This is a genomic window from Nocardia sp. NPDC057353, assembly GCF_042667085.1.
In the GTDB taxonomy this organism is placed as follows: Bacteria; Actinomycetota; Actinomycetes; order Mycobacteriales; family Mycobacteriaceae; genus Nocardia.
This window is the reverse complement of record NZ_JBHVAK010000072.1, coordinates 18,203-29,104: the sequence shown is the minus strand read 5'-3', so window position 1 is coordinate 29,104 and position 10,902 is coordinate 18,203. Positions and strand designations below refer to the sequence as shown.

Genomic DNA, 10,902 nt, shown 5'->3' with positions numbered 1-10,902 from the left:
CGCCGCCGGTGGCCTGCTCTCGTGGTGTACGCGGAACTTTTTCGAGGACGTGTTATGGGACGTATGTTCGGCACCGACGGCATCCGCGGGCTCGCCAACGCCTCGCTGAGCCCTGAACTCGCACTCCGGGTGGCCGGGGCCGCCGCCGAGGTGCTCGGCAGGGGCAAGGCCCGCCCGCTCGCGGTGGTCGGCCGCGACCCGAGGGCCAGCGGCGAGATGCTGGAGGCGGCGGTCACCGCCGGGCTCACCGCCGCGGGGGTGGACGTGCTCTCGGTCGGCGTGCTGCCGACGCCCGCCGTCGCCTACCTGACCGGGCTCTACGACGCCTGCCTCGGCGTGATGATCTCGGCATCGCACAACCCCATGCCGGACAACGGCATCAAGATCTTCGCGGCGGGCGGGCACAAGCTCGACGACGCGATCGAGGACCGGATCGAGGCCCTGATCAGGGCGGACACCCCGCAGCGGCCGACCGGCGCCGGGCTCGGCCGGGTGCGCAACGCCTCCGCCGCCGCGGGCTCCGACGTGCCTGCGAAGTACTCGGCCGCGGGCACGCACGAGCGCTACGTCGAGCACCTGGTCGCCACCACCGGCGAGGACCTGGCCGGGCTCACCGTCGTTGTCGACTGCGCGAACGGCGCCGCCTCCGAGGTGGCCCCCGCGGTCTACCGGGCGGCGGGCGCGACCGTGATCGCGATCAATGCCGGGCCGGACGGACTGAACATCAACGACCGCTGCGGCTCCACCCACCTGGGCCCGGTGCAGGCCGCGGTCCTGGAGTACGGCGCCGACCTCGGCCTCGCGCTCGACGGCGACGCCGACCGCTGCCTCGCGGTGGACGCCACCGGCGCCGTCGTCGACGGGGACGCCATCCTCGCGGTGCTCGCCATCGGCATGCGGGAGCGCGGCGAGCTGGCCGACGACACCCTGGTGGCGACGGTCATGAGCAACCTCGGGCTGCACATCGCCATGCGCGAGGCCGGAATCACGCTGCGCACCACCGCCGTCGGCGACCGCTACGTGCTGGAGGAGCTGCGCCGCGGCGGGCTGAGCCTCGGTGGCGAGCAGTCCGGGCACGTGATCATGCCCGCGCACGGCACCACCGGCGACGGCGTGCTCACCGGGCTGCACCTGATGGCGCGGATGGCCGCGACCGGGCGGACCGTCGCCGAGCTGGCGAGCGTGCTGCGCACGGTCCCGCAGGTGCTGGTGAACGTGCCGGTGAGCGACAAGTCCCTGGTGGCGACGGCCCCCGCGGTGCGCGAGGCGGTCGCCGAGGCAGAGCGCGCGCTCGGCGACAGCGGCCGGGTACTGCTGCGGCCCAGCGGAACCGAGGAGCTGGTCCGGGTCATGGTCGAGGCCACCGACCCGGCCCGCGCGCGCCAGCTCGCCGACGACCTCGCCCGGCTGGTCGGCTCGGTCTAGCCGAGCTGCCAGGCGCGCAGGAAGCCGGTGAAGAGCACGAGGAAGCCGCCGACCTCCCCGACGATCAGCAGCACCGTGATGAGCTTCAGGGCGACCGGGATCTCGCCGCGGTACTGGTTGGTGGTGTCGCGGCGCCACCCGTGCCACACGTAGGTGGTGATGGCACCGACGAAGAAGGCGAGCACCACCAGGTCGGCGGCGAGGTTCACCGCCGTCGGCCACGCGCTCAGCTCGGTGAAGACCGCGAGCAGCAGCCCGGCGAAGGCGTAGAGCAGCGCGGCCCGGTGCGCGATGTCCACGTACGGGTGCGCGGCGCCCTCCGGGGAGCCGCGCATGCCGCGGTACTTCCAGACCCCGAGCAGCAGAGCCGCCAGGAAGATCAGCCCGGTGATCAGCAGCGTGACCAAGGTGTCGAGCCCCAGCGTCGCGGTCACCGTCACTCCTCCGTGAGCAGGCCGCGGGCCAGGTGCCAGCGGCGGGTGGCGCGCACCGAATCGAGCATCCGCCGGTCGTGCGTGACCAGCAGCAGCGTGCCGTCGAAGGAGTCGACCGCCTGCTCCAGCTGTTCGATGGCGGGCAGGTCGAGGTGGTTCGTCGGCTCGTCCAGGACCAGCAGGTTCACCCCGCGGGCCTGGAGCAGCGCCAGCGCCGCCCTGGTCCGTTCGCCGGGGGAGAGCGTGGCACACGGCCGCAGCACGTGCGGGCCGCGCAGCCCGAACTTGGCGAGCAGGGTCCGCACCTCGGCCTCAGGCAGGTCGGGGACCGCGGCGCCGAAGGTGGCGGCGAGGGTGTCGTCCGCGCGGAACAGCCCGCGGGCCTGGTCCACCTCGCCGACCAGCACCCCGGAGCCGGTGCTCGCGCTGCCCTCGTCCGGCTGGATCCGGCCGAGCAGCAACCCGAGCAGGGTGGACTTGCCCGCGCCGTTCTCACCGGTCAGCACGATCCGGTCGGCCCAGTTCACCTGGGTGCTGACCGGGCCGAGGGCGAAGCCGCCGCGGCGCACCACCGCGGCCGAGAGCGTGGCGACCACCGAGCCGCTGCGCGGGGCGGCGGCGATCTCCATCCGCAGCTCCCACTCCTTGCGCGGCTCCTCGACCACCTCCAGCCGCTCGATCCGGCGCTGGGTCTGGCGGGCCTTGGCGGCCTGCTTCTCGGTCGACTCCGCGCGCATCTTGCGCCCGGCCTTGTCCGAGTCGACCTTGCCCTTGCGCCTGGCGTTGCGCACCCCGTGCTCCAGCCAGTTGCGCTGCATCTGCGCCCGCGCCTCCAGCCCGGCCCTGGTGTCGGCGTACTCCTCGTAGGCCTCGCGCGCGTGCCTGCGCGCGACCGCCCGCTCGGCCAGGTAGGACTCGTAGCCGCCGTCGTAGTACGCCACCTGCTGCTGCGCCAGGTCCAGCTCCAGGATGCCGTTCACGGTGCGCGCCAGGAACTCCCGGTCGTGGCTGACCACCATCATCGGCACCCGGACGCCGAGTACGAAGCGCTCCAGCCGGGCCAGGCCGTCCAGGTCGAGGTCGTTGGTCGGCTCGTCCAGCAGCAGCACGTCGTAGCGGGAGAGCAGCACCGAGGCCAGCCCGGCGCGCGCGGCCTGGCCGCCGGAGAGCGCCGTCATCGGGGTGTCGATGCCCTGCGGGAGGCCGCTGTCCAGCCCGAGCTCGGCGGAGACCTCGGTGGCGCGCTGCTCCAGGTCGGCGCCGCCGAGCGCCAGCCAACGCTCCAGCGCGGGGGTGTAGTCGTCGGCGCCGCCCTCGGCGAGCCGCTCGGCGGCGGCGTCCATCTCGCGCTGCGCCGCGGCCACCCCGGTGCGCCGGGCCAGGAACTCCAGCACGGTCTCGCCGGGCACCCGCTCCGGCTCCTGCGCGAGGTGCCCCACGGTCGCGTCCGGCGGGCTCAGCGCGATGCCGGGGGCGGGCGCGCCCGCGAGCAGCCGGAGCAGCGTCGACTTGCCCGCGCCGTTCACCCCGACCAGGCCGATCACATCGCCGTCGGCGAGCGTCAGGTCGAGGTCTTCGAAGAGAGTGCGTTCGGCGTGCCCGGCGGCGAGACCGCGGGCGTGCAGGGTGGTGCTCACCCGCACGAGTCTGCCGTGTCCGGGTCCGACCCCGAGACCGGGCCGGGCGGAATGGGGGTCGATATGGGTACCGCGACCGATGCGCGGGCGAGCGCCGCTCGCGGAGAGTGGAGGTCGTCACGAGGAGGAGATCGCCAATGACCACCACACCCACCCGCCGCTTCACCCGCACCGCCGACAACCAGGTGATCGCCGGGGTCTGCGGCGGCATCGCCCGCTACTTCGGCTGGAGCCCGACCGTCGTTCGGGTGGCGTTCGTGCTGTCCTGCCTGCTGCCGGGGCCGCAGTTCCTGGTGTACGCGGCGCTGTGGCTGCTGATGCCGAAGTACTGACCCCGAGTCCGGGCTGCGCTGCCGATCGGCGGGTGACAGGATGGGAGCCACACCCGCCGACCGGCCCGCAGGAGGACCCGTGGTCAATTCGCCCGAGTTCCCCGGGATCGACCTGCCCGACGTCGATGCCGCCTCGCCGCTGCACGACCTCGGCGAAGTCGGGCTGGCGCACCCGGTCCAGGACATCGACGGCGACGGTGCGCTCGACTCGATCACCGAATCCGACGAGCACGGCATGCGGGTCTGGACCGACACCGACCGCGACGGCCTCGCCGACCACCTGACGGTGGTGGAGAAGGACGGCGACTACGCCGCCTGGGAATTCCACCACCACCCGGACGGCACCTCGGAGTGGGTGCGCACGGACCAGGGCCGGCTGGGCTGAGCCGCGATCCGGCGGAACCGCGGGCGCCCCGGCCGCGTCGAAGGAGGGTGAGGCGGGTTTCGGGCCGCCGCACACCGATCGGGCGAGCAGGAGGGGAGGGGTCGCAGCGATGAGCAGCGAGATCGTCGGGGTCAGCACCGGCGAACTGGGGCGTCTGGCTGGCGAACTGCGGGAGTCGGGGGGCGCCGTCGGCGGCGCCGCGCGCACCGTCGCCGACCATCCCGTCGGGCCGGGCGAGCTCGGCGCGCACTACGCGGCGGAGGGCGCCGCCATCCGCGCCGGGCTGGAGGTGCTGGGGCAGCGGCTCACCGGCTGGTCCGGCGCGACCGTCGCCGCCGCCGAGGCGATCCAGGTCTCGGTGGACCGGCAGGCCGCGACCGACCGCTCCGCGTTCGGCGGGTAGACCCGCCATGGCCTTCACCGTGCCCGCCGCCGCCACCGCCGCCCAGCTGCTCGAGCTCGGGTCGCGGAGCCTGCTGTACTTCGAGCACTTCGGCCCGCGCTACCAGCGCTGGGCGAAAACGGTGCCGGAGAACGGCGACTACGCCACCCTGCACCGCCGCTTCTACGAGCAGAACGGGCTGTCCGAGGAGCGGATCGGCGCCACCGCCGACGCGCTGCGCGCGGTCCTCGCCGACCTGCGCGCGCAGTACCAGGCCCAGGGCGACAGCACGCGCGGCATCGCCGGGGTCTGGCAGGGTGCGGCGGCGACCGCCGAGATCGCCCTGCTGAACCGGCAACTCGCGGTGGCCGAGGCGGATATCGCCGCGCTCGCCGGGATCTCGGCCGAATTCGACCGGCTGCCCGGCGCGCTGCGCGCGGCGCTGAAGGGCAAGGCCGAGATCGTGCTGCAGATCCTGGAGCACGGCACCGAGCTGAAGATCAACGGGAAAACGCCGGAGGACGTCGATCTCATCATCGACGGGGCCGACGGGTTCGGTTGGACGCACACGCTGAGCGCGGATTCGGCGGCGAGCCGGGCGCAGGCGCTCTTTCCGGACATGCGGCTCGGGATGGTGGACGAACTCCTGTACGGCAAGGGGGCTGTGCAGACGCTGTGGTCGCCCTATCAGGACGTGATCGCGGAGCGGTGCCTCGGCTGGTTGGACGAGGTGTTCGTGCCGGACTACGCGCGGAAGGTGCGCGCATTCAGCGAGATGTGCACGATCGTCGACGACGGGGTGCGGGATCTCTACGAGGCGGTGGTCGCGAAGTTCGGCCGGTTGTCCGGGGAGGAGTATCCGCGGCCCTGGGTGTCGTCGGGGGCGTCTCCGGTGGAGGGTGCGCCGGTGAGTACCGTCCCGGCCGGTACGACGCCGTCCTCGACCGTGCCCGTCGAGGCGGTGCCGTCGGCGACGACGCCCGCTGGGACGGTGCCTGCCGCGACCACACCGGCCGCGACGACGCCCGCTGCGACGGCGCCCGCTGCGGCGACGCCGAGCGCGGCTGTCCCCGTCGCGCCGGCGCCTTCCGCGACAGCTACGCCATCGCCTGCGACCACGCCCACGCCGAGTACGCCGCCCACGACGAGTACGCCGACCGAGCCGACAACGCCGACCATCGCGCCGTCGACCACCTTGCCCATCACCACGGCGCTCGACGGGCTCAGCGCCCTGAGTTCGGCCGCCCAGACCCTGACGCCCATCGCGCAGAGCGTGGCGGAATCCCTCGGCACCGGCCTCAGCGCGCTCACCGACTCGGTGACCGCGGGCATCGATGACGCCATGGAACGGGTGCAGCAGGCCCTGGAACCGGTCGACGCGGACGGCGACGGCCTTCCGGACGACCGGGTGCTCGCCGGCTTCCCGCTCGGCGAGCAGCAGGCCGAGGTGGCGCTCGGCGCCGACGGGCAGCTCGCGCTCACCCTCACCGGGGCCGACGGGGTGAGCGCCGAATACCGGCTGGAGACCGACGAGCACGGTCACCCGGTGCTGGTCCAGGTCGACCCGGAGACCGGTGAGAAGATCGAGCCGGAGGGCGAATCCTCGACCGAGCCCGACCCCGACGACGGATCACCGCCCGCTCCGGACGGGACCACGGCGCCGAGGGACGGCAGCCCCGGGGCGTCGGAGTCCGATGCGGCACCCGGTACCCCGGCGCCAGGGGATCCGGCCACCGCGGACCCTGCGCCGGAGAACCCCGGCCCGGCGGCCTCCGCGCCGGGAAACCCGGGCCCAGCGGAGTCGGCGCCGGGCAGCCCCGGCTCGGCCAACCCGGCGCCGGACAACTCCGCACCGGGGAATCCGGCACCGGTGGAACCGGCCCCCGCCCCGGCGCCGGACGATTCGGTCCCGCCGAACAACTCCGGGACCGGCATACCGCCCACTCCGCGCCGCGCGGAGGACGGCGAGCACCGTCCGCAGGAATTCCCGGACAGCACGGCGGTCGAACCACCGGAACCGAACGGGGACAGCGGCGCCCGTCTCTCGGAAGCAGGCCCACTGTGAACCGCCGCCCGACCGGCACCCACCGCTGGTCCGCCTCGCTGCGCGGCGTCGCGTCCCGCCGCCCGGCCCTGCGCTGCGCGGGCCCGCTCGACCGCGGCGTCGACACACCGGCCGACCCGCCCGCCGACGACCCGACCCGGGACGAACCCGGCGCACCGGCGAAGGAGGGCGAGTCCCCGTGAGCCCTGAACTGGACCACATCGCCGGCGAGTACCGCCGCCGCCGCATCGCCGTCCTCGACGAACTGACCGCGGCCAACGCCCGCACCGCCGCCGTCGCCGCCGACTTGGCCGCCCGCTCCGCCCGGGCCATCGAGGCCATCCAGCGCGCCCCCCGAACCGAACCCCGACCCCAGGACCCGTCGCCCACACCGAGCGACCCGGAATGGCCCCTATCGGAGCAGCCGGGCTCCGGGGCGGCGCCCACACCGGGCGATCCGGAGCGGCCGGTATCGGAGCACTCGGACTCGAGCTCTGAGCCCGTATGGGGCGACCCGGAACGGCCGGTGCCGGAGCACCTCCGCTCGAGCTCGGCACCCGTATCGGGCGACCCGGAGCGGCTGCCGCAGGAGCAACCCGGTTCGAGTCCAGCGCCCACCGGTCTCCGGTCGGAAGGCGTGAGCGCCGACGGCAGTCCGGACCGCCGAGATCCGGAGCCCCTCGACTCGGGGCAGTCACCGCCCAACGCCGGGTCGGGAGGAGCGGCTGCGGAACGGCCGGTCCCGAGCCCGGCGGCACCTGGCGCTACCCGGGAACCCGGTGGCAGGCACGCCGCCCCGGACCCGGACGAATCCACCCGCCCGCTGTGGCGCGCCCCGGACCGGGACGACCCGGAGCCCGCCACGGCACCACTACCGGCCCTGGCACCGGACCACCCGACCGACGAGCAGCGCCGCCTAGCGGAACTCCAGGAGCGCCGTGAGGCGATCGCCCGCTCCATCGCCGCCCGCCGCGCCAGGAGCGTCGCCCGGCCCAGCGACCAGGACGACGAGGACGGCGAGTACTACCGGCGCACCAGCTGGCTGATCTGACGCAGCCCGATCTTCCCCTTACCCGCCTCCGGCTCGACCGGCGCGTGCGGGTCGACGGCGACCGTGCGCGGAATCTCGGCCTCGGGGTCGGCGAAGGCGGCGTAGGTCTTGTCACCGAGCAGGGTGTGCAGCAGGTATCCGGTGAGCAGCGCGCGGGTCGCCCGCGCGTTCTTCGCCTCGAACTTGCCGACGCCGAACGCGGCGAGCGAGCGCCGCCCCTCGATGAGCCCGTTGTGCGAGGCCCCCTCCAGGGTGCGCAGCACCAGCGGCCCGCCCCACGCGGTGGCCAGCGGCAGCGCGTCCGAGCTCACCGACTTGGCGTCCACCTCGCCGCCGAGCACGAAGGCGGGGATGTCGAGGCCGGGCGCGAGGTCCTCGGCGGCGGGCGCGGTGGGGGCGGGGAAGAGCGCGGCGTACGCGGCCACCCTGCGCTGCGCGGCGGCGATGGCGGCGGCGCCCGCGCCCATGCCGTGCCCGACCAGCGCCAGCTTCTCCGGGTGCACGCTGATCGAGCCGTTGCCGAGCCGCACGCCGGTGCAGATGTCGAGCGTGGTCAGCAGGTCGGTGGCGAGCCCGAGGTGCGAGGGGATCGGGCCGCGCTCGGTGTCCGGCGCGGCGGCGACGATGCCCCAGGAGGCGAGGTGCTGCAGCAGCTCGCGGTAGTTCGCCACCTTGGTGAGCCAGGCGTGCCCGAAGGCGACGGCGGGCAGGTTGGTGCCGCTCTCGGGGGTGAAGACGACGCCGGGCAGCCCGGCCACCGCGAGGTTCCCGCGCAGCACCCGGTGCGGGCCGCGGCTGGTCAGGGTGGTCACGAGTGATTTCACAGACGCCGACACGACGTGAACGGTAGCCGATAAGTACTGTGGGGAGCCATGTGCGGAATCGTGGGGTACGTCGGGTACCGGGATGCGCTCGGCGTCGTCGTCGACGCGTTGCGCCGCATGGAATATCGCGGGTACGACTCGGCGGGCGTCGCGATCCTGGACGGCGCGGGCGCGCTGGCGGTGGAGCGCAAGGCGGGCAGGCTCGCCAATCTGGAGGCCGAGCTGGCCGAGGCCGGGGCGGCCGGGTTCGCGGGCACCACCGGCATGGGGCACACCCGCTGGGCGACGCACGGTGCCCCCACCGACCGCAACGCGCACCCGCACCGGGACGCCACCGGCACGGTCGCGGTGGTGCACAACGGCATCATCGAGAACTTCGCGCCGCTGCGCCGCGAGCTGGAGACCGCGGGCGTCGAGCTGCGCAGCGACACCGACACCGAGGTGGCGGTGCACCTGGTGGCCGCGGCCTACGCCGACGGCCCCACCGCGGGTGACTTCGTGGCCAGCGCGCTCGCCGTCGTGCGCCGCCTGGAGGGCGCCTTCACGCTGGTCTTCACGCACGCCGCGCACCCGGGCACGATCGTCGCGGCGCGCCGCTCGACCCCGCTGGTGGTCGGCGTCGGCAAGGGCGAGATGTTCATCGCCTCGGACGTCACCGCCTTCATCGAGCACACCAGGGAGGCCGTCGAGCTCGGCCAGGACCAGGCCGTCGTGATCACCGCCGACAGCTACCGGGTCACCGACTTCGACGGCGCCGACGCGGGCCACCGGACCCGTCCCTTCACCATCGACTGGGATCTGGCCGCCGCGGAGAAGGGCGGCCACGACTACTTCATGCTCAAGGAGATCGAGGAGCAGCCGGTCGCGGTGGCCGACACGCTCATGGGGCACTTCACCCAGGACGAGTCCGGCGGCCGGATCGTGCTGGACGAGCAGCGCCTCGCCGACCAGGAGCTGCGCGACTTCGACAAGGTCTTCGTCGTCGCCTGCGGCAGCGCGTACCACTCCGGGCTGCTGGCCAAGTACGCCATCGAGCACTGGACCCGGCTGCCGGTCGAGGTCGAGCTGGCCAGCGAGTTCCGCTACCGCGACCCGGTGCTCGACCGCTCCACCCTGGTCGTCGCCATCTCGCAGTCCGGCGAGACCGCGGACACGCTGGAGGCGGTGCGGCACGCCAAGGAGCAGAAGGCGCGGGTGCTCGCCATCTGCAACACCAACGGCGCGCAGATCCCGCGCGAGTCCGACGCGGTGCTCTACACCAGGGCGGGGCCGGAGATCGGCGTCGCCTCCACCAAGGCGTTCCTCGCCCAGGTGACGGCGAACTACCTGGTCGGGCTGGCGATCGCGCAGGCGCGCGGCACCAAGTACCCGGACGAGGTGGCCCGCGAGTTCGCCGAGCTGGAGGGGATGCCGAAGCTGGTCTCCCGGGTGCTGGAGACGGCGCCGCAGGTGCGGGCCATCGCCCGCGAGCTGGCGCAGGTGCCGACGGTGCTCTTCCTGGGCAGGCACGTCGGGTACCCGGTGGCGCTGGAGGGTGCGCTCAAGCTCAAGGAGCTCGCCTACATGCACGCGGAGGGCTTCGCCGCCGGTGAGCTCAAGCACGGCCCGATCGCGCTGATCGAGCAGGGGCTGCCGGTGATCGTGGTCATGCCCTCGCCCAAGGGCCGCGCGGTGCTGCACTCCAAGCTGCTCAGCAATATCCGGGAGATCCAGGCCCGCGGCGCGCGCACCATCGTGATCGCGGAGGAGGGCGACGACACCGTGCGGCCGTTCGCCGACGACCTCATCGAGATCCCGACCGCGCCGACGCTGTTCCAGCCGCTGCTCTCCACGGTGCCGCTGCAGATCTTCGCCGCCGAGGTGGCGCAGGCCCGCGGCTACGACGTGGACAAGCCGCGGAACCTGGCCAAATCGGTGACGGTCGAGTGAGCGGGGGCGGGCCGCCGCCCGCCCCTCACTCCTCGACGACGACGGTGCCGCGCATCTCCGGGTGCAGCGAGCACAGGTAGCGGTAGTTGCCGGGGGCGATGAAGGTGTAGCTCCAGGAGCCCGCGTTCTGGATCGGGCTGTTGATGCCCATGGCGCTGTCGCCGATGCCCTGCACCGAGTGCGCGGGGCCGTCGGCGAATTCCCAGGTCACAGTATCGCCGACCTGGACGCGCAGCTCGTCGGGGGAGAAGGTCATGTCCTCGACCCGCACGGTCACGGTGCTCGGCGCGGTGGCCTGCTGCTGCTGGGCGGTCGGCGCGCCGGGCGCGGCGGAGGTGCTGCTCGTTGGCGCCGCGGTGCTCGGCTCGTCGGTGCCGCAGCCCGCGGTGAGCGCGAGGGCGGCGAGGGCGGCGACGGCGGTTCGGGTGCGACGGGGAGGGAGCGGCATGATCGCCAAGC

Annotated in this window: 12 protein-coding genes; 8 read left to right on the top strand and 4 right to left on the bottom strand. The window is 73.9% G+C overall.

What is annotated here, in order from left to right; genetic code table 11:
• Positions 1-54: 54 nt before the first annotated feature.
• Positions 55-1,425, top strand: a complete 1,371-nt coding sequence (glmM, locus tag ACFUUZ_RS27710; RefSeq protein WP_378701219.1) for a phosphoglucosamine mutase — start codon at positions 55-57, stop codon at positions 1,423-1,425.
• On the opposite strand, the gene ACFUUZ_RS27705 is transcribed toward glmM, so the two are convergent.
• The gene (locus tag ACFUUZ_RS27705; RefSeq protein ID WP_378701217.1) at positions 1,422-1,859 is read right to left on the bottom strand and encodes a hypothetical protein; all 438 of its coding nucleotides are present in this window, start codon (positions 1,857-1,859) and stop codon (positions 1,422-1,424) included. The two genes, glmM and ACFUUZ_RS27705, sit on opposite strands and share 4 nt — an antisense overlap.
• A 2-nt stretch (positions 1,860-1,861) precedes the next feature.
• Complete coding sequence (locus tag ACFUUZ_RS27700) at positions 1,862-3,496, bottom strand: ABC-F family ATP-binding cassette domain-containing protein (protein ID WP_378701215.1); 1,635 nt, start codon at positions 3,494-3,496, stop codon at positions 1,862-1,864.
• A 137-nt stretch (positions 3,497-3,633) separates the two neighbouring features.
• Between ACFUUZ_RS27700 and ACFUUZ_RS27695 the strand changes: the two genes are divergently transcribed.
• From ACFUUZ_RS27695 to ACFUUZ_RS27670, 6 genes are all read left to right on the top strand, one after another.
• Positions 3,634-3,828 (top strand): PspC domain-containing protein, encoded by a 195-nt coding sequence (locus tag ACFUUZ_RS27695; protein ID WP_378701213.1) that lies wholly within the window; start codon positions 3,634-3,636, stop codon positions 3,826-3,828.
• Positions 3,829-3,907: 79 nt separating this feature from the next.
• On the top strand, positions 3,908-4,213 hold the full coding sequence (locus tag ACFUUZ_RS27690; RefSeq protein WP_378701212.1) for a DUF6802 family protein: 306 nt from the start codon (positions 3,908-3,910) through the stop codon (positions 4,211-4,213).
• 109 nt (positions 4,214-4,322) lie between these two features.
• The gene (locus ACFUUZ_RS27685; protein ID WP_378701210.1) at positions 4,323-4,616 is read left to right on the top strand and encodes a hypothetical protein; all 294 of its coding nucleotides are present in this window, start codon (positions 4,323-4,325) and stop codon (positions 4,614-4,616) included.
• A gap of 7 nt (positions 4,617-4,623) precedes the next feature.
• Positions 4,624-6,660 carry a hypothetical protein gene (locus ACFUUZ_RS27680; protein ID WP_378701208.1) on the top strand — a complete coding sequence of 679 codons (2,037 nt, stop codon included), beginning with the start codon at positions 4,624-4,626 and terminating at the stop codon, positions 6,658-6,660.
• Positions 6,657-6,842, top strand: a complete 186-nt coding sequence (locus tag ACFUUZ_RS27675) for a hypothetical protein (protein WP_378701206.1) — start codon at positions 6,657-6,659, stop codon at positions 6,840-6,842. Before ACFUUZ_RS27680 ends, ACFUUZ_RS27675 begins: the two co-directional genes overlap by 4 nt.
• A 434-nt stretch (positions 6,843-7,276) precedes the next feature.
• Positions 7,277-7,690: a hypothetical protein gene (locus tag ACFUUZ_RS27670; protein WP_378701204.1), complete on the top strand. Its 414-nt coding sequence runs from the start codon at positions 7,277-7,279 to the stop codon at positions 7,688-7,690.
• Here the strand turns inward: ACFUUZ_RS27670 and ACFUUZ_RS27665 are convergent.
• Positions 7,663-8,526 carry a hypothetical protein gene (locus tag ACFUUZ_RS27665; RefSeq protein WP_378701202.1) on the bottom strand — a complete coding sequence of 288 codons (864 nt, stop codon included), beginning with the start codon at positions 8,524-8,526 and terminating at the stop codon, positions 7,663-7,665. The genes ACFUUZ_RS27670 and ACFUUZ_RS27665 overlap by 28 nt on opposite strands.
• Positions 8,527-8,562: 36 nt before the next feature.
• Between ACFUUZ_RS27665 and glmS the strand changes: the two genes are divergently transcribed.
• Positions 8,563-10,443 carry a glutamine--fructose-6-phosphate transaminase (isomerizing) gene (glmS, locus tag ACFUUZ_RS27660; RefSeq protein WP_378701200.1) on the top strand — a complete coding sequence of 627 codons (1,881 nt, stop codon included), beginning with the start codon at positions 8,563-8,565 and terminating at the stop codon, positions 10,441-10,443.
• Positions 10,444-10,468: 25 nt separating this feature from the next.
• Here glmS and ACFUUZ_RS27655 read toward each other — a convergent pair whose 3' ends face one another.
• Positions 10,469-10,891, bottom strand: coding sequence for a plastocyanin/azurin family copper-binding protein (locus ACFUUZ_RS27655; RefSeq protein ID WP_378701198.1), 423 nt, complete (start codon positions 10,889-10,891; stop codon positions 10,469-10,471).
• Positions 10,892-10,902: the final 11 nt, after the last annotated feature.